Source organism: Pseudomonas sp. Pseu.R1 (genome assembly GCF_045764065.1).
Lineage (GTDB): Bacteria > Pseudomonadota > Gammaproteobacteria > Pseudomonadales > Pseudomonadaceae > Aquipseudomonas.
In genome coordinates this window covers 1,403,545-1,421,834 of record NZ_JBJGEE020000001.1, presented here as the reverse complement: position 1 = coordinate 1,421,834, position 18,290 = coordinate 1,403,545, and the positions used below count along the sequence as shown (strand labels likewise).

Here is an 18,290-nt window from a genome sequence, read left to right as displayed (position 1 = left end):
GGGTCAGGCGACGGCGACGACGTCAAGAATGCGCTGGATGACGCGGTCCTGATCGATGCCCGCCGCCTCTGCCTCGAACGACAGAATGATGCGGTGGCGCAGCACGTCGAAGACCATCGCCTGAATGTCTTCGGGGCTGACGAAGTCACGACCGGCCAGCCACGCATGGGCGCGGGCGCAGCGGTCCAGGGAAATCGAGCCGCGAGGGCTGGCGCCGTAGCCGATCCACTCGGCCAGCTCGGCGTCGAACTTGGCCGGGGTGCGGGTGGCCATGACCAGTTGCACGAGGTATTCCTCCACCGCATCGGCCATGTACAGCCCGAGGATTTCCTTGCGCGCGGCGAAAATGGCTTGCTGGCTGACGCGACGGTCCGGCTTGGCTTCGCCGTGCAGTGCTTCACCACGGGCCTGTTGCAGAATCTTGCGTTCGACCGTGGCGTCCGGGAAGCCGATCTTCACGTGCATCAGGAAACGGTCAAGCTGGGCTTCGGGCAGCGGGTAGGTGCCTTCCTGTTCGATAGGGTTCTGGGTCGCCATCACCAGAAACAGCGGCGACAGGTCGTAGGTGCTGCGTCCGACGCTGACCTGTCGTTCGGCCATGGCTTCCAGTAACGCCGATTGCACCTTGGCAGGCGCCCGGTTGATTTCGTCCGCCAGCACCAGATTGTGGAAGATCGGCCCCTGCTGGAAGACGAAGCTGCCGGTTTCCGGACGATAGATCTCGGTACCGGTGATGTCGGCGGGCAGCAGGTCGGGGGTGAACTGGATGCGGTGGAACTGTGCTTCGATGCCTTCGGCCAGCTCCTTGATCGCTTTGGTCTTGGCCAGACCGGGAGCGCCTTCGACCAGCATGTGGCCGTCGGCGAGCAGCGCGATCAACAGGCGCTCGACCAGCTTCTCCTGCCCCAGAATCTGAGTGGAGAGAAAGGTTCGCAGCGCGATCAACGCTTCACGATGTTCCATCGGTGACGGTTCCTGACAGGGTAGGCAGCGGCGCCAAAACGGCTTCGAAGCTGGGGGCGTTACTTTAATCCATCCGAGGGGGTGGCGACTAACGGAGGAAGGGGTTTTTTCAGGGTTTGTCGATATTTGCGGGGTAAAAACGAGAAGTGTCTGACAGGTTGCGAGAAATCCTGTCGTCTGAGGACTGTCATCCCGTAGCTGCAAGGCTTGCCGGCGGTAGCGGTTTCAATGCCGCCACTGCCGGCAAGCCGTGCTGCTGCAGCGTGACGAGTGATCAGCTCAGTTCGCTGGTGTACGTCCCCACGTCTTTGAGCAGGATCTTCAAGGTGGCGTCAAGCTCGGTCAGTTCCTCGGCGGGCGTGCTGTGGGTGATTTCAAAGGTGTGCTCGCCGCCGAAGGGCTTGGCGTCGACGGCATCGATTTCGACGATCAATTGCACCGGTGTGAGGGTCACTTTCAGGTTGGCATCGACGTGAATGGTGTCGTCGCGAAAGGTGATGTCGACTTCGTCTTCGTCCGGAAAGCGCCCCAGCAGGAACAGGTCGCCGTTGCTGGCATGGCAACAGGCCAGCGCCATGTCATCTTCTTCCTCGTCGCAGGGGTTGTAGATGAAGCTGTCGGTGGTCATGTGCATGGCGGCATTCCTGTGGTTCGGTTCGGGACAAGGCCAAATTTTGCCAGTGTTTGGGGGGATTTGCCTGCCTTGGTTGGTTCGGGGCTCTTGTTTTGATGTCCGCGATAGCCCCGAAGGGCATCAAAATGATTATTCCTGTTCGGCATGGGCTATGCCGGTTCGCATGGCGATGTCCGAATATGTCGCAGGCCTGCAAGCAGCGCCGGGCTTGCTCTCGTTAAGCTTTCCGGCAGATGAACGAAGCCGGTTTGGGCGCAAGCCCCTCGCTCGTCATTCGGCTCGAATGATGTGACGACGCACACACGACGAGCGTTAGTACTAACGCATGTGGTCACGTACTGCGCCTTGTCACGATCTGCCGACTATCATCGAACAGGCGCACACCTGGCAGACACCCCTCACACATGCAGGCACGACCCCGAAACACGCATCTCTCCTATATAAAAGCCAAGCCAAGCGGAGTACCACAGATGGCGTTCTTCACCGCAGCCAGCAAGCCCGACTTCCAGCACCAACTGCGATCGGCACTGGCCCAGCACATCAGCGAACAGGCACTGCCACAAGTGGCGCTGTTCGCCGATCAATTCTTCGGCATCATTTCCCTTGATGAACTGACCCAGCGCAGGCTGTCCGACCTTGCCGGTTGCACCTTGTCAGCCTGGCGTCTGCTCGAACGTTTCGAACATGGCGCCCCGCAGGTTCGCGTCTACAATCCTGATTACGAGCGTCATGGCTGGCAATCCACCCATACGGCCGTTGAGGTGTTGCACCACGATTTGCCGTTTCTGGTGGACTCGGTCCGCACCGAGCTGAACCGCCGCGGCTACAGCATCCACACGCTGCAAACCACCGTGTTGAGTGTGCGCCGCGATGAAAAGGGCAACCTTGTCGAACTGCTGCCCAAAGGCACGACGGGCGAGGGTGTGCTGCAAGAATCGCTGATGTATCTGGAGATCGACCGCACCGCCAACGCCGCCGAGCTGAACGTGCTGGCCCGTGAGCTGGAGCAGGTGCTGGGCGAAGTGCGCGTTGCGGTGGAAGACTTCGAACCGATGAAAGCCAAGCTGCACGAGCTGCTGGCCGGTATCGATGCCATCGAATACGCCGTGGACCCGGACGAAAAGGCTGAAGTGAAGGTGTTCCTGGAGTGGCTGGTGAACAACCACTTTACCTTCCTTGGCTACGAAGAATTTACCGTCGACGGCGGCAGCGAAGGCGGCCAGTTGACCTACGACCCGTCGTCGTTCCTGGGCCTGACCAAACTGCTGCGCGCAGGCCTGACCCCGGAAGACCTGCACATCGAAGGCTATGCGGTGAATTACCTGCATGAGCCGACGCTGTTGTCGTTCGCCAAGGCTGCCGCGCCTAGCCGCGTGCATCGCCCGGCGTACCCGGATTACGTGTCGATCCGCCAGATCGATGCCAGCGGCAAGGTCATCAAGGAATGCCGCTTCATGGGCCTGTACACCTCGTCGGTGTATGGCGAGAGCGTGCGCAATATCCCTTACATTCGTCGCAAGGTTGCCGAAGTTGAGCGCCGTTCGGGCTTCGATGCCAAGGCCCATCTGGGCAAGGAACTGGCGCAGGTGGTCGAAGTGCTGCCCCGCGATGACCTGTTCCAGACCCCGGTGGACGAGCTGTTCAGCACCGTCATGTCCATCGTGCAGATTCAGGAACGCAACAAGATCCGCGTGTTCCTGCGCAAAGACCCCTATGGCCGTTTCTGCTACTGCCTGGCCTACGTGCCGCGTGACGTCTATTCCACCGAAACCCGGCAGAAAATCCAGCAAGTGCTGATGGAGCGTCTGAAGGCCAGCGACTGCGAATTCTGGACCTTCTTCTCCGAGTCGGTGCTGGCCCGTGTGCAGTTGATCCTGCGCGTGGACCCGAAAGTCACCCTCGACATCGACCCTCAGCAACTGGAAAACGAAGTCATCCAGGCCTGCCGTTCGTGGAAGGACGATTACGCCAGCCTGGTCGTCGAAAGCTTTGGCGAAGCCCAGGGCACCAACGTCCTGGCGGACTTCCCTAAAGGCTTCCCCGCCGGTTACCGCGAGCGCTTTGCCGCGCACTCGGCCGTGGTCGACATGCAGCACCTGCTGAACCTGACCGACGCCAAGCCGCTGGTCATGAGCTTCTACCAGCCGTTGTCGGGGGACAAGGCGCAGTTGCACTGCAAGCTGTACCACGCCGACACCCCGCTGGCGCTATCGGACGTGCTGCCGATCCTGGAAAACCTCGGCCTTCGCGTGCTGGGTGAATTCCCGTACCGCCTGCGTCACACCAATGGCCGCGAGTTCTGGATACACGACTTCGCCTTCACCTATGCCGAAGGTCTGAATCTGGACCTGCAACAGCTCAATGACACGCTGCAGGACGCCTTTGTCCACATTGTGCGTGGCGAGGCCGAGAACGACGCATTCAACCGTCTGGTGCTCACCGCTGGCCTGCCATGGCGTGATGTGGCGCTGCTGCGCGCCTACGCCCGTTACCTGAAACAGATTCGTCTGGGCTTCGATCTGGGCTACATCGCCAGTACCCTGAACAACCACGCCGATATCGCTCGCGAACTGACCCGTCTGTTCAAGACCCGTTTCTACTTGGCGCGCAAGCTGTCCGGTGGTGATCTGGACGACATGCAACAGCGTTTGGAACAGGCGATTCTCTCGGCGCTGGACGACGTTCAGGTGCTCAACGAAGACCGCATCCTGCGTCGCTACCTTGACCTGATCAAGGCGACCATGCGCACCAACTTCTACCAGACCGACGCCAACGGCCAGAACAAGAGCTACTTCAGCTTCAAGTTCAACCCGCGTCTGATCCCTGAACTGCCAAAGCCGGTGCCGAAGTTCGAAATCTTCGTCTACTCGCCGCGCGTCGAAGGCGTTCACCTGCGTTTCGGCAACGTCGCGCGCGGCGGCCTGCGCTGGTCGGACCGCGAAGAAGACTTCCGCACCGAAGTGCTGGGGCTGGTGAAAGCCCAGCAGGTGAAGAACTCGGTCATCGTGCCGGTCGGTGCGAAGGGCGGCTTTCTGCCGCGTCGCCTGCCGACCACCGGCACCCGCGACGAGATTCAGGCCGAAGCGATCGCCTGCTACCGCATCTTCATTTCGGGCCTGCTGGACATTACCGACAACCTGAAAGAAGGCGCTCTGGTGCCACCGGCCAACGTCGTGCGTCACGACGACGATGACCCGTACCTGGTCGTCGCGGCGGACAAGGGCACTGCGACCTTCTCCGACATTGCCAACGGCATCGCCATTGATTACGGCTTCTGGTTGGGTGACGCCTTCGCTTCCGGTGGTTCGGCCGGTTACGACCACAAGAAAATGGGCATCACCGCCAAAGGCGCGTGGGTCGGCGTACAGCGCCACTTCCGCGAGCGCGGCATCAACGTTCAGCAAGACAGCGTCACCGTGATCGGCGTCGGCGACATGGCCGGTGACGTGTTCGGTAACGGTTTGCTGATGTCCGACAAGCTGCAATTGGTGGCGGCGTTCAACCACCTGCACATCTTCATCGACCCGAATCCGGATCCGGCCACCAGCTTCGCCGAACGCAAGCGTCTGTTCGACCTGCCGCGTTCGGCCTGGACCGACTACGACACCAGCCTCATGTCCGAAGGCGGCGGCATCTTCCCGCGCAGCCTGAAGAGCATCACCATCACCCCGCAGATGAAGGCGCGCTTTGACATCACCGCCGACAAGCTGACCCCGACCGAGCTGATGCACGCGCTGCTCAAGGCGCCGGTGGACCTGCTGTGGAACGGCGGCATCGGCACCTACGTCAAGGCCAGCTCCGAGAGCCACGCTGACGTGGGCGACAAGGCCAACGACGCCCTGCGCGTCAACGGCAACCAGTTGCGCTGCAAAGTGGTGGGCGAGGGCGGTAACCTGGGTATGACCCAACTGGGCCGCGTTGAATTCGGCCTGCTGGGTGGGGCGACCAACACCGACTTCATCGACAACGCCGGTGGTGTGGACTGCTCCGACCACGAAGTGAACATCAAGATCCTGCTCAACGAAGTGGTGCAGGCCGGTGACATGACCGAGAAGCAGCGCAATCTGTTGCTCGAAAGCATGACCGACGACGTGGGCAATCTGGTCCTCGGCAACAACTACAAGCAGACCCAGGCCCTGTCGCTGGCGGCCCGTCGCGCTTACGAGCGCATTGCTGAATACAAGCGCCTGATGAACGACCTGGAATCCCGTGGCAAGCTGGACCGCGCCATCGAATTCCTGCCTGCCGAAGATCAACTGGCCGAACGCATCGCCGAGGAGAAAGGCCTGACCCGCGCCGAGCTGTCGGTGCTGATCTCCTACAGCAAGATCGACCTCAAGGAAGCGCTGCTCGAATCCCGCGTGCCGGATGACGACTACCTGGCTCGCGACATGGAAACCGCGTTCCCGCCATCGCTGGCGTCGAAGTTCTCCGACTCCATGCGTCGCCACCGTTTGAAGCGTGAAATCGTCAGCACCCAGATCGCCAATGACCTGGTCAACCACATGGGCATCACCTTCGTGCAGCGGCTCAAAGAGTCAACCGGCATGAGCGCAGCCAACGTGGCCGGTGCCTACGTGATCGTGCGGGACATCTTCCACCTGCCGCACTGGTTCCGTCAGATCGAGGCGCTGGACTACAAGGTCCCGGCCGAAATCCAGTTGGCCTTGATGGACGAACTGATGCGTCTGGGGCGCCGTGCCACCCGGTGGTTCCTGCGCAGCCGTCGCAACGAACTGGACGCGGCACGTGACGTTGCCCACTTCGGTCCGCACCTGGCGGCATTGGGTCTGAAACTGGACGAACTGCTGGAAGGTCCACCGCGTGAAGCCTGGCAGGCGCGCTATCAGGAATACGTTGCCGCTGGTGTGCCTGAATTGCTGGCACGCATGGTCGCGGGCACCGCGCACCTCTACACGCTGCTGCCGATCATCGAAGCGTCCGACGTCACCGGCCAGAACGCGGCTGACGTGGCCAAGGTCTACTTCGCCGTCGGCAGCTCGCTGGACGTGACCTGGTACCTGCAACAGATCAGCGCCTTGCCGGTGGAAAACAACTGGCAGGCTCTGGCTCGCGAAGCGTTCCGCGACGACATCGACTGGCAGCAACGGGCGATCACTGTGTCCGTTCTGCAAATGCCGAACGGTCCTGCGGACGTCGAAGAGCGCCTGAACCTGTGGCTGGAGCAGCACATGCCAATGGTCGAGCGCTGGCGCGCCATGTTGGTCGAGTTGCGTGCGGCAAGTGGTCATGACTACGCGATGTACGCGGTGGCCAACCGTGAATTGCTGGATCTGGCCATGAGTGGGCAGGTGGCGGTGGTTTGAGGCGTTAGCTTCAAGTTGTAAGCGTCAAGCTGCAAGAAAAAGCCCTGCGTCGAGAGATGTGGGGCTTTTTTGTTGGTTTTGGCTTAATGGCCCGAAGGGCATCCATGTGGCGTCCTCACGTCATCCACATTCCCATCCAAAGTAAGACTCAAAACCAAACCCCTGTAGTCCCTTTCCGAAAATCCCGTACCCCTCTCTTTTTGTGTTTCAGCGCTCAGACAACCGCGCATTAACCCCCTAAATTCCGCGCTTTTCTCAGCGCGGATCACGGAATGTCTGACGCCCATTGGGCCGCCCGTCAGGGTGATGCCCTTGCTCATAGCTCGGTCATGGCCGATGTGTTCGGTGGCGCCCTTGAGGTGGTCGCCACCGTGGCCGCGGGTGCTGCGGTGACGGCAGCGGTCGTCGCGGCGGCTGGTGTCACGGTGGCTACCGGTGGCCTCGGCGCTTGTGTGTTGGGCGCGGTCGTTGGCGCAGCGGTGACGGTCGGCATGGAACTCACTGGCGCCGACGATGCCTTGAGCACGTTCTGTCACGACCTGGCTGGCGACCTCTTTCCGCCCACGGTGTGTGCGCACATCACCAGCGGCTCACCCGACGTGTTCATCAATGGTTTGCCCGCTGCACGCGCGGCGGGGTCGATCGCTCAGTCGCCGGTCGAGTTGCCGGAAGACGAAGCCCCAGAGGGCACCTTTCTCGACATCGCCAAGGGCTTCTTCTCTGAGCTGTGGCGGCCCACGGTGGCGACGCCAGACCCACGCGCCATGCCGCAACCGCTGGATCGGATTCTGTGCGACAAGCACCCCGGCATGCCTGGGCAATACCTGGCTGAGGGTTCGAGCACGGTCTTCATCAATGGCCAGCCCGCCGTGCGTAGCGGTGATCGCAGTGCTTGCGATGCCGTCGTGGTGGCCTCGGGAAGTATTTCTCCGAATGTGCGAATCGGTGGCGGCAAAGCGGTCGTCAGGACCATTCGCAGTGGCAAGACACCGGGCGTCGGGCTGGCCGTATCGGCGTTGCTGATGCTGCGTGGCGGTCCGGCGAAGTTTGTCAGCAACCTGCCGTGTCTGCTGTTAGGCGGCGCGAGCGCTTACGTTGCTGGTGCTGTCGGTGGCGCGTTGGCGCGGGCGGTTTCCGGCTCACCGAATCCGGTGCATGCCGCGACGGGCGCGAAAGTGTTGGGCGGTGATGAGGATCTGGACTTTGTCCTTCCGGGCGTACTGCCGATCGAATGGCAGCGTTTCTACAGCAGTCGGGATGAGCGCCCGGACGGTCTGTTTGGCGTGGGCTGGAGCGTGCCGTTTGAGGTGTGCGTGCGCATCGACAGGCTTGCCGAGGGTGGCGAGCGGTTGATCTATATCGACGAACAGGCCCGACACATCGATATGGGATCAATTGCGCCGGGCAGCGCGGTGTTCAGTGCGGGTGAAGGGCTGACTGTCAAACGGCACACTGACGGGCGAGTGCTGATCGAGAGTGAAGAGGGCACGTACCGGCTGTTTGAGCCGACGCTATTGAGCGAGTCCTGTCTGCGACTCTCACAACTGGGCGATCGCAACGACAACCGCATTCATCTGATCTACGACGCTGAAGGTCGCCTGTGCCGGTTGCACGATACGCTGGATGTCGTGCGTGTGACGTTGGTGTACTCAGCACTCTGGCCGCGTCGGGTCGAACGGATCGAGCGTCTGTTTGACGATGACACTGCTGAGACGATGGCGCGTTATACCTATGACGATTCAGGCCAACTGACCGAGGTATACGATGCCCTCGGCAAGCTTCAGCGTCAGTTCGCTTACCACCTCTCACTGCGGATGGCCGAACACCGGCTCCCCACGGGGCTGCGCTGCTTCTACGAGTGGACGCTGATCGACGAACGCGAATGGCGAGTGGTCCGACACTGGACCGATGACGGCAGCGAATATCGCTTCGAATACGATCTCACCGCAGGTATCACGACCGTCGTCGATGGATTGAATCGCCGCAGCACCCGACGTTGGAATGCTCAGCACCAGATCACTGAATACACCGACAACCTTGAGGTTTTGCGCACACAATGGCAGCACGAAACCCGCAGCGAGTACGATCGTCATCGGCGCTTGAGCGCCCGGGAGCGCATGGGGCGCCGCGCATTTGCCGAACTGCCGGTACGCAGCGTCAGAACCTACGAATACGACCTGACCGACAACCTCATCGCCCGCGTCCACTCGCTTTCCCCGGGAGAACACCGCACCCAGTTGGGTTACGACTCCACCCATCGAGTCACGTTGGCCCAAAGCAACATGAACGGGCTGGTGGAGCGTTTCGCCTATGACCCGGCTGCCAACCTCCTGAGTGGCCCGCAAACCCCAGGGCGTCAGGTCGTTCATAACAAACTGCTGAATTTTCAAGACAAACACTACCGTTACGACAGCTTCGGCCGCTTGAGCGAAAAACGCAGTGATCGACGAGGGCGACAGCGCTTCGCCTACGATGCCGAAAGCCGCCTGATCGAAGTCCGGAACCCTGAAGGTCATGTCATACGCATGACCTACGACCCGCTCGGACGCCGAGTTGGCAAAACCCTCTTCCACCCCGACGGCCATATCCTCTGCGACACCACATTCGCCTGGGATGGCTTGCGCCTGCTGCGGGAAGAACAAAACGGCTTCCCGACCCTCTACCTCTACGCCGATCACGGCTACGAGCCTCTGGCCCGAATCGACGGCCGAGACGACCAGCAGAGAATCCGCTACTACCACAACGACTCCAGCGGCGTGCCCGAACAGCTCACCGAAGCCGACGGTTACCTCATCTGGCAAACCCGGTATGAAGTCTGGGGCAACACCGTTGGAGAAGACCGCGAGCGCTACTTCGTCGAAAACCAGAACTTGCGCTTCCAAGGCCAATACCTTGATCGCGAGACGGGACTGCACTACAACACCTTCAGGTACTACGACCCCGACATAGGCCGCTTCACCACCCCGGATCCGATTGGGCTGGCGGGTGGGCTGAATTTATATCAGTACGCGCCGAATCCGATTGGGTGGGTGGATCCTTGGGGGTGGAGTTGTACTCCCAACAAGAAAAGTTCGTACCAGGGGTCTAGTCGGAGAGATGCGTTTAGGCAGGCGCGTCTGGATGCAGGCGTCCCTTTGAGTCAACAGCCTTACGCGGTTTCAAAACCCTATCTGGAAGATGGATATGGTGGGTATGTCTATAAGGATTACAAAAAGATTCAGACTCGCAGTTATCATTTCATGACTAACGATGGAAAGAAATTGATAATCCAAGATCATAGCTATGGTCATGTTAAAGCGATGCCTAAGCACGGGGCAGAGCCGCATTTTAATGTTAGACCGATTGATAAGCCACAAAATGGATCAGTTGAGGGTACTTATGGGTACTATAACTACTGAGGTTAAAGAAATGGAGTTTGTAGATTGTGTTGACAATAACATCTTTCTAAAATCAATTTTTCCCTCAGGGGTTGGCGATGTATTAGTTGGTCAGTTTGGACTGGATCAGGGGCAGTTTTCACTGAATATTCATGTTTTCAAAAAACCTTTTAAAGAAGTTGCAAAGTGGGGTGTTTGGGGAGTTAATTACGATGCGATAGTGATTAAGCTGTTGGGCGCTGGGGTGTCAGACATAAAGATTGATAATTGGAATGGCTTTGTTCCTGCTCCACTAAAATGTTGGGTGAGAGGGGATAGATTGTTTTTGAGTTGCCAGACCGAGGAACAAGTGTTCGAGATATCGTGTTTTGGTTTGGCTTTTCAATCGGGAAGTACCTATATCAATTAGTTTTACGGTTTTGTTGTCGTGGTCTGCACGGTATTTTGAATAAGCGTTTTAGATTAGTGAGGCGCTTAGAGTGATACTGTATCCACGAGTTCCATGTCGTCGAGAACCAAAACCTGCGCTTCCAAGGCCAATACCTTGATCGCGAGACGGGACTGCACTACAACACCTTCAGGTACTACGACCCCGACATAGGCCGCTTCACCACCCCGGATCCGATTGGGCTGGCGGGTGGGCTGAATTTATATCAGTACGCGCCGAATCCGATTGGGTGGGTGGATCCTTGGGGGTGGAGTTGCACCGTCGTCAAAGCGCGCACACGTCGACACGCTTACTCATTGGCAAAAGAGCACGCACAAGTACCCAGGCTTTCCAGAGGTGGGCAAAACATTGAAATTGAGAGGCTGAATTCGTCGAGCAGGGGACAGAACTGGACGGAAATGAAGAAGAGCGGAGCACAATCGCTAGGCAGAGAACGTAAGGAGGGCAGGGAGCAGTATTTCGAACACCCGGATGGACACCCTGACGCGGGTATGCCCGGAGTTCCGAAGCATCACGAGTCAGGGCACATACATGCGGTCAATGCTAAGGGTGAGAAGATTGTGTTTACGTGGTAGGGAGGCGTGATGGAGCAGATAATAGAGTTTCCAATAGCGTACGAGGATATGTTCAACGGTGCGGCAGTGGCTAGAGAGGGCTACTGTATATGTTATCAACATGGGGTTGATAATTTTGGGTATGGACCATATGGCTTCGATACGAAAAAAGCGAGTGTCTGGCTGAAGCAAACGTTTCCAGCACTCGTATATTGGCAGTCTGATCGCCAAGAATTTATAGATGTAGATGTGCCGGTTGGGCGAGGCCTTTATCTTCTTAAGGATCAACCCTATGTGAGAAAGACGAGCCAAGAACTGGCAGCTTACAAAAGAGAGCAGAAACGAAGAGCACTGAGGTTAAGGTACAAAGGGGAACTGGAGGACAGTGGTAGTGGGCCAATTCCTGCCATTTTGATGGTCTCAGGCAAGCGTCTATTTCCGACTGATTTTTTAGCCGTTTTACTGGAAGAAATGTGTTCTTTTTTTATCTATTATTCATTGATCCCTTACACGGGGCAGACAATCGTATCGTTTGATTTTGCGATGCGTGAAAAGATGAAGGAAACTGCGGCAGTTGAAGGGATTTTATACCAGAGAATCGGATCGATTGACCAAGTTAAACCGTGGTGAGCCGAGTCTAAAACGGCCATGGGGCTGGAAACTTAAAGTGGTTTTAATTCTTCAATAAAAAACCCCGCCGAAGCGGGGTTCTTTCAAAGCATCAAAACCTTACGCCTGAACCACCGGAATCTTGGCGTTAGCCGCCGATTCACGGAATTCAGCGATCTGGTCGAAGCTCAGGTAGCGGTAGACATCGGCCGACATGCTGTCGATCTTGCCTGCGTACTCCATGTACTCCTCGACGGTCGGCAGGCGACCCAGGATCGATGCAACGGACGCCAGCTCAGCCGAGGCCAGGTAGACGTTCGCGCCGTCGCCCAGACGGTTCGGGAAGTTACGGGTCGAGGTCGAAACCACGGTCGCGTTCGGGTTCACACGTGCCTGGTTACCCATGCACAGCGAGCAGCCCGGCATTTCCATGCGTGCGCCAGCCTTGCCGTAGATGCCGTAGTAGCCTTCTTCGGTCAATTGGTGAGCGTCCATTTTGGTCGGCGGCGACAGCCACAGACGGGTTGGCAGTTGACCTTTGACCTGATCCAGCAACTTACCGGCAGCGCGGAAGTGACCGATGTTGGTCATGCACGAACCGATGAACACTTCGTCGATCTTCTCGCCAGCGACGCTGGACAGCAGACGGGCGTCGTCCGGGTCGTTCGGCGCGCAGAGCACAGGCTCTTTGACGTCGGCCAGGTCGATTTCGATGACTTCGGCGTACTCGGCGTCCTTGTCGGCTTCCAGCAGCTCTGGATTGGCAATCCAGGCTTCCATCGCCTTGGCGCGACGCTCCAGGGTGCGTGGGTCGCCGTAGCCTTCCGCGATCATCCAGCGCAGCAGGGTGATGTTGGAGTTCAGGTATTCGGCGATCGACTCTTTCGACAGCTTGATGGTGCAACCGGCCGCCGAGCGTTCTGCCGAGGCGTCGGACAGTTCGAAGGCTTGTTCGACGGTCAGGGTTTCCAGACCTTCGATTTCCAGGATGCGGCCGGAGAAGGCGTTTTTCTTGCCTTTCTTCTCGACGGTCAGCAGGCCTTTCTGGATCGCGTAGTAAGGGATGGCATGAACCAGGTCACGCAGGGTGACGCCCGGTTGCAGCTTGCCTTTGAAACGGACCAAGATCGATTCCGGCATGTCCAGCGGCATGACGCCAGTGGCTGCTGCGAACGCGACCAGACCGGAACCGGCCGGGAACGAGATGCCGATCGGGAAACGGGTGTGGGAGTCACCACCGGTGCCGACGGTGTCCGGCAGCAGCATGCGGTTCAGCCAACTGTGGATGATGCCGTCGCCCGGACGCAGCGAAACGCCGCCACGGGTCATGATGAAGTCAGGCAGGGTGTGGTGAGTCTTGACGTCGATCGGCTTTGGATAAGCGGCGGTATGGCAGAAGGACTGCATCACCAGATCGGCGGAGAAGCCCAGGCACGCCAGGTCTTTCAGTTCGTCACGGGTCATTGGACCGGTGGTGTCCTGAGAACCGACGGTGGTCATCTTCGGTTCGCAGTAGGTGCCCGGACGGATGCCGTCGGTGCCACAGGCCTTGCCGACCATCTTCTGCGCCAGAGTGAAGCCCTTGGTGCTGGCGGCTGGCGCTTCAGGGGTCTTGAACAGGGTCGAAGGCGGCAGGCCCAGCTCGGCGCGCGCCTTGCCGGTCAGACCACGGCCCACGATCAGCGGGATACGGCCGCCAGCGCGGACTTCATCCAGCAGAACCGGGGTTTTCAGTTCGAAAGTGGTGATCACTTCGTCGCTGTCGTGTTTGCACACTTTGCCTTCGTACGGGTAAACGTCGATGACGTCGCCCATGTTGATGTTCGAAACATCGAATTCGATGGGCAGAGCGCCGGCGTCTTCCATGGTGTTGTAGAAGATCGGAGCGATCTTGCTGCCGAAGCAGAAGCCGCCGCCGCGCTTGTTCGGCACGTAAGGGATGTCGTCACCGAAGAACCACAGCACCGAGTTGGTGGCGGATTTACGCGAGGAACCGGTACCGACCACGTCACCGACATAGGCGATAGGGAAGCCCTGGCCGCGCATTTCTTCGATTTGCTTCATCGGGCCGATGGAGCCTTGTACGTCAGGGACGATGCCGTCACGGGCCATTTTCAGCATGGCCAGGGCGTGCAGCGGGATGTCCGGACGGGACCAGGCGTCAGGCGCAGGCGACAGGTCGTCGGTGTTGGTTTCGCCGGTCACCTTGAAGACGCGGAGGCTGATCTTGTCGGCCAGGGTCGGACGCTTCTGGAACCACTCGCCGTCAGCCCAGGATTGCAGCACGCCTTTGGCATGTGCATTGCCGTTTTTGGCTTTTTCAGCGACGTCGTGGAAGGCATCGAACATCAGCAGGGTGTGCTTCAGTTGTTCTGCGGCTACCGGGGCCAGCTCGGCGTCGTCCAGCAGGTCAACCATGGTCACGATGTTGTAGCCGCCCTGCATGGTGCCGAGCAGTTCTACCGCGCGTTTTTTGTCCAGCAGTGGGGAGGAGACTTCGCCCTTGGCCAGAGCGGACAGGAAACCGGCCTTGACGTAGGCAGCTTCGTCAACGCCTGGCGGAACGCGATTGGTGATCAGGTCAAGCAGGACAGCTTCTTCGCCAGCCGGTGGGTTTTTCAGCAGCTCGACCAGGCCTGCGGTTTGTTCGGCGTTAAGCGGCTGGGGCACGATACCCTGGGCGGCACGCTCTTCGATGTGTTTACGGTAGGCTTCAAGCACAGTATTACCCTCATCAGTGGTCCCAATATGGGTGTCCGGGACGCTCATCCAGAGAAAGTCCGCATCCGTGCCCCTTAAAGACTTCTTGGGTCTTTGGGCAGCACGCTGACGATCTCCAACAGAAGCTGTTTTCAAAGTTTTACGCCTGCATGAGCGGTTCTTGAGGGGGGGACGCAGGGCGAACCTGCGTCGTAGAACCGTACTGCCGGGTAGACCTACTGTGCTCGTGACGCTTTGAAAACAGCTTCCAACGGACATTGGCGCCTTAAAAGGCCCGGTGATTCTACGGCAAAAAATGGCGAAAGGTAAGTTAGCCCCTACATCTTCAGGGGTGTACCCCGTTAGACAAAGGGCTAACATGCAGGCCTGTTTTGTCTGTTGCCGTGTCTTTGCGCCATGCCCAATCAAGTGATCAAGACGCCCTGCGTGGGCCTGTGCTCCACCGTTTACGGGGACCTCGTGTGCCGTGGCTGCAAGCGTTTTCACCATGAAGTGATCCACTGGAACGGTTACAACGAGGATGAAAAGCGCGCGGTCTGGTTGCGTCTTGAGCATTTGTTGGTGCAGGTGATGGCGGCGAAAGTCGAGGTATTCGACCCGGCCCTGCTGCGCCAGCAACTGGAGCAGCGCAAGATTCGTTTCGTGCCACAGCAGTCGGAATATTGCTGGGCCTATCAATTGATCGCCCGAGGGGCGCGGGTGATCAATAACGTTGAGGCCTACGGGATGGTGCTGCTGCCGGAGTTCCGTGATTGGACACTCCCCGACCTGCGCGATGCCATTGATCGGGAGTTTTTCCTGTTGTCGGAGGCGCATTACGAGCGTTACATCGCGCCGGGATTCCTGAAAGACGCGATGGGTTGAGCTAGAACGCGATTAATCCTGTGGGATGCCCCACCGCACCGGCACCGCGCTGTCGTGCAGCAAACACACAACCCTGTGGGAGCGAACTTATTCACGAGAGGCCGGTACATCCGACGCATTTCCGGCAGCCTCACCACCGCATCGCGAATGAATTCGCTCCCACAAAAAAGCCAGCGTGCGGTGCTTCACGCCCGTGCCAAATGCTCTTCCAGATGCGCCAGCGCCTCTTCGCTTTTCAGCACCAGCACATCACTTTCCAGCGAGTCGAGCACCACTTCGGCGGTGTTGCCGATCAATGCCCCCGAAATCCCGGTTCTCCCCACCGTTCCAATAACCGTCACGGCTGCTTGCAGATGGTGGGCGGTGAGCGGAATCAACACATCCGCTGGCCCTTCGGCGATGTGCAGGTGGGTGTCGTCGATATTGAACTCGGTCTGAAACGCCTTGCACTGCTCGCGGTATCTCCCTTCGATGGTGGACGACAATTGGTACACCGGATCCGCCGCCGACAGCATGGGGGAGGGGTGGGCGGTGATGACATGCAGCTCGCCTTTGGCCACATCAGCAATGTTGAAGCCATGCTTCACGATGCTGTAGTGCAGGGCTGTGTGTTCGCCATCCGGGTTGCCGACGTCGACGGCCGCCAGAATCGCGCCGCCTTTCCAGGGCCGGTCGGTTTTCACCATTAACACTGGGCATGGGCAGTAACGCAGGAGTTTCCAGTCAGCGGGTGTCAGCAGGGCTTTTTTCAGGGCGCTGTCGGGGAAATGCTGCTTGATGACCAGATCGGCGCCCTGAGCCTGTTGGACCTTGACGATGGTTTGATGGGTGCTGTCTTGCCAGTCCTGTTCGGCAGTGACGGCGAAGTCTTCCGCCTGCAAGTCATGTTTGAGGGTGGTCAGCAGCTCGGAATGATCCGCTTTACGGTCGCAGATCAGAAGATGCAGAGCCGCGCCGGTGGCATTGGCGATCAGGCATGCCCGCCGCATGGCCAGGCTTTCCACCTGATCGGTTTCGGCACTGGGTTCGATGACGACCAGAATCCTGCGAATCGATGACATGAGCGGATCTCCCTGCAAAGCGGCATGAAAGCTTCGACCATCGACGGTTGTTGAGTGTTCGCTGTTTAACTATAGATGGCCTCTGTTGAACGTCGCGTTGATCGGCGTCAGCGGTTTTACGCGTCGAGAGACTGGCCCTGCGCCGACAGGCCCGTATAATGCTGCGCCTTGCCTATCAGCCAGTTGTGACCCCTCATGCAGATGTATCCAGAAGTCGACGCTTTCCTGCTTTGCCCCACACCCGACAGTTGGGTCAAGGCTGCCCTGCAGAATCTGGACATTCTGCTGATCGATCACGCCAACAATGAAAAGAAAGCCGCAGGTGCGGCGTTTCAGTTCATGTTCCAGTACAACGACAAGTTCGACCTGCAAGCCAAGATGTCACGTCTGGCCCGTGAAGAATTGCGTCATTTCGAGCAAGTGATCAGCATCATCAAGAAGCGTGGCATTCCCATGGCCAACATCAGTTCGGCCCGCTATGCCGGGGCGCTGCGCAAACTCGTACGCAATCACAACCCCTATCGCCTGACCGATGCGCTGATCGTCGGAGCAATCGTCGAGGCCCGATCCTGCGAGCGTTTTGCAGCGCTGGTGCCGCATCTGGACGCTGATTTGTCGAAGTTCTACGCCAGCCTGCTCAAGTCCGAAGCGCGGCACTTTCAGGATTACCTCAAACTCGCCTACCTCTACGGTGAGGAGGCCGACGTTGACGCCAAGATCGAAGAAATTCGTCTGGCCGAGCGTGAACTGATCGAAAGCCCCGATGAAGACTTCCGTTTTCACAGCGGTGTGCCAGCCTGACACCGATGTGCTACGCCCGATGGCGGGGCGTAGCACATCCGGGAACGCTGTTCAGCGAACGCGCTGAATCACGTAGCTGTTTTCGAAACCCCGCACACAGCCCTGCACGTGAAAGTCCTTGAAATAGCCGGTGGCCCGTAGCAAGTCGACGGCGGGGCCGACCTCCGGCGAGTGCAGGTAATCGGCATAGTCGTCGAACACGATGAACCCGCCGGGTACCACGCTTGGCGAATACAGCAGGAAGTCCAGCAGCACATTGCGCCCGGCGTGACCGCCGTCGATGTGCAGCAGCGCCACCTTGGGGTTCAGGTGGTAGAAACGCTCGGCACACAGTTCCGAGTAGCCCCGCAAAATATGCGCATTGGGCAGCATCGCATCCTTGTAGTGGCTGAACTCTTCGAACTGATTGGGCAATTCGAACGGATCGATCCCGATGACGCGGCGTTCCCGGTTGCAGACTTCGTTCATCAGCACCAGTGATTTGCCTTTCCAGACGCCAATCTCCACCACATCCCCCGGAACCCCTTCGATCAGGAGCGAGAGATAGCCCAGCAAGCGCACGTGATCGTGAAAGGACAGCTCGCGACGTGGCATTGCGCGCTCGGGAGGCAGTGTGGCCTGGGCTTGCTCGAAGTGGGCGCCGATCAGGTCCCAGACCTGTGCAACGCTGTCGTTCAATTCCGGGTTACTGATGAATTCGTTGAGGTCCTGAAGAGTAATCATCTGTCTCGACTGCTTCGGATGAGAGTGCAGACGTGCGCAAGGCACGCCGGAGAGCCAATGCGAATGGCCGACTGATGATAGGCGCCGGGTCTGGAAAGTAAAAGTACGGAAAACCCTGATGCCCTCCTGAGCCCACCCATCCGACGGAGACGTTCGACCGGAACTCTGCATCCTAAAAATTGTTTCATTGTGTGTTTGCTGCTTAGGC

Annotated in this window: 11 protein-coding genes and 1 pseudogene; 7 read left to right on the top strand and 5 right to left on the bottom strand. The window is 58.8% G+C overall.

Annotation, left to right across the window (positions count from 1 at the left end; all coding sequences use genetic code 11):
* Positions 1–3 precede the first annotated feature (3 nt).
* Both ACI5GA_RS06690 and ACI5GA_RS06685 read right to left on the bottom strand, forming a co-directional pair.
* On the bottom strand, positions 4–963 hold the full coding sequence (locus ACI5GA_RS06690; protein WP_404631271.1) for an AAA family ATPase: 960 nt from the start codon (positions 961–963) through the stop codon (positions 4–6).
* A gap of 274 nt (positions 964–1,237) precedes the next feature.
* Positions 1,238–1,597, bottom strand: coding sequence for a hypothetical protein (locus ACI5GA_RS06685; RefSeq protein WP_421422289.1), 360 nt, complete (start codon positions 1,595–1,597; stop codon positions 1,238–1,240).
* Between the two features lie 470 nt (positions 1,598–2,067).
* On the opposite strand from ACI5GA_RS06685, the gene ACI5GA_RS06680 reads away from it, so the two are divergent.
* The 5 genes and pseudogenes from ACI5GA_RS06680 to ACI5GA_RS06660 all read left to right on the top strand — a co-directional run bounded on the left by ACI5GA_RS06680 (position 2,068) and on the right by ACI5GA_RS06660 (position 11,933).
* On the top strand, positions 2,068–6,924 hold the full coding sequence (locus tag ACI5GA_RS06680; protein WP_421422288.1) for an NAD-glutamate dehydrogenase: 4,857 nt from the start codon (positions 2,068–2,070) through the stop codon (positions 6,922–6,924).
* 272 nt (positions 6,925–7,196) lie between these two features.
* Complete coding sequence (locus ACI5GA_RS06675) at positions 7,197–10,322, top strand: RHS repeat-associated core domain-containing protein (protein ID WP_421422287.1); 3,126 nt, start codon at positions 7,197–7,199, stop codon at positions 10,320–10,322.
* 10 nt (positions 10,323–10,332) lie between these two features.
* Positions 10,333–10,710 carry a hypothetical protein gene (locus ACI5GA_RS06670; protein ID WP_421422286.1) on the top strand — a complete coding sequence of 126 codons (378 nt, stop codon included), beginning with the start codon at positions 10,333–10,335 and terminating at the stop codon, positions 10,708–10,710.
* 101 nt (positions 10,711–10,811) lie between these two features.
* A pseudogene (locus ACI5GA_RS06665) lies at positions 10,812–11,006 on the top strand (RHS repeat-associated core domain-containing protein); the annotation flags it as partial.
* A 327-nt stretch (positions 11,007–11,333) separates the two neighbouring features.
* The gene (locus tag ACI5GA_RS06660) at positions 11,334–11,933 is read left to right on the top strand and encodes a hypothetical protein (RefSeq protein ID WP_421422285.1); all 600 of its coding nucleotides are present in this window, start codon (positions 11,334–11,336) and stop codon (positions 11,931–11,933) included.
* Positions 11,934–12,032: 99 nt separating this feature from the next.
* Here ACI5GA_RS06660 and acnB read toward each other — a convergent pair whose 3' ends face one another.
* Positions 12,033–14,633, bottom strand: a complete 2,601-nt coding sequence (acnB, locus tag ACI5GA_RS06655; RefSeq protein ID WP_404631257.1) for a bifunctional aconitate hydratase 2/2-methylisocitrate dehydratase — start codon at positions 14,631–14,633, stop codon at positions 12,033–12,035.
* A gap of 396 nt (positions 14,634–15,029) precedes the next feature.
* On the opposite strand from acnB, the gene ACI5GA_RS06650 reads away from it, so the two are divergent.
* Entirely contained in the window at positions 15,030–15,497 is a 468-nt protein-coding gene (locus ACI5GA_RS06650) for a DUF1289 domain-containing protein (RefSeq protein WP_421422284.1), read from the top strand.
* Positions 15,498–15,682: 185 nt separating this feature from the next.
* On the opposite strand, the gene ACI5GA_RS06645 is transcribed toward ACI5GA_RS06650, so the two are convergent.
* Complete coding sequence (locus ACI5GA_RS06645; protein WP_421422283.1) at positions 15,683–16,558, bottom strand: universal stress protein; 876 nt, start codon at positions 16,556–16,558, stop codon at positions 15,683–15,685.
* 201 nt (positions 16,559–16,759) lie between these two features.
* Between ACI5GA_RS06645 and ACI5GA_RS06640 the strand changes: the two genes are divergently transcribed.
* Positions 16,760–17,359, top strand: a complete 600-nt coding sequence (locus ACI5GA_RS06640; RefSeq protein ID WP_404631735.1) for a tRNA-(ms[2]io[6]A)-hydroxylase — start codon at positions 16,760–16,762, stop codon at positions 17,357–17,359.
* A gap of 51 nt (positions 17,360–17,410) precedes the next feature.
* Here the strand turns inward: ACI5GA_RS06640 and ACI5GA_RS06635 are convergent, their stop codons facing one another.
* Entirely contained in the window at positions 17,411–18,082 is a 672-nt protein-coding gene (locus ACI5GA_RS06635; RefSeq protein ID WP_404631251.1) for a class I SAM-dependent methyltransferase, read from the bottom strand.
* Between the last annotated feature and the right edge of the window lie 208 nt (positions 18,083–18,290).

Coding starts and splice junctions, on each gene's coding strand:
- ACI5GA_RS06690 (WP_404631271.1), bottom strand. CDS start 963: ATGGAACATCGTGAAGCGTTGATCGCGCTGCGAACCTTTCTCTCCACT.
- ACI5GA_RS06685 (WP_421422289.1), bottom strand. CDS start 1,597: ATGCACATGACCACCGACAGCTTCATCTACAACCCCTGCGACGAGGAA.
- ACI5GA_RS06680 (WP_421422288.1), top strand. CDS start 2,068: ATGGCGTTCTTCACCGCAGCCAGCAAGCCCGACTTCCAGCACCAACTG.
- ACI5GA_RS06675 (WP_421422287.1), top strand. CDS start 7,197: ATGTCTGACGCCCATTGGGCCGCCCGTCAGGGTGATGCCCTTGCTCAT.
- ACI5GA_RS06670 (WP_421422286.1), top strand. CDS start 10,333: ATGGAGTTTGTAGATTGTGTTGACAATAACATCTTTCTAAAATCAATT.
- ACI5GA_RS06660 (WP_421422285.1), top strand. CDS start 11,334: ATGGAGCAGATAATAGAGTTTCCAATAGCGTACGAGGATATGTTCAAC.
- ACI5GA_RS06650 (WP_421422284.1), top strand. CDS start 15,030: ATGCCCAATCAAGTGATCAAGACGCCCTGCGTGGGCCTGTGCTCCACC.
- ACI5GA_RS06645 (WP_421422283.1), bottom strand. CDS start 16,558: ATGTCATCGATTCGCAGGATTCTGGTCGTCATCGAACCCAGTGCCGAA.
- ACI5GA_RS06640 (WP_404631735.1), top strand. CDS start 16,760: ATGTATCCAGAAGTCGACGCTTTCCTGCTTTGCCCCACACCCGACAGT.
- ACI5GA_RS06635 (WP_404631251.1), bottom strand. CDS start 18,082: ATGATTACTCTTCAGGACCTCAACGAATTCATCAGTAACCCGGAATTG.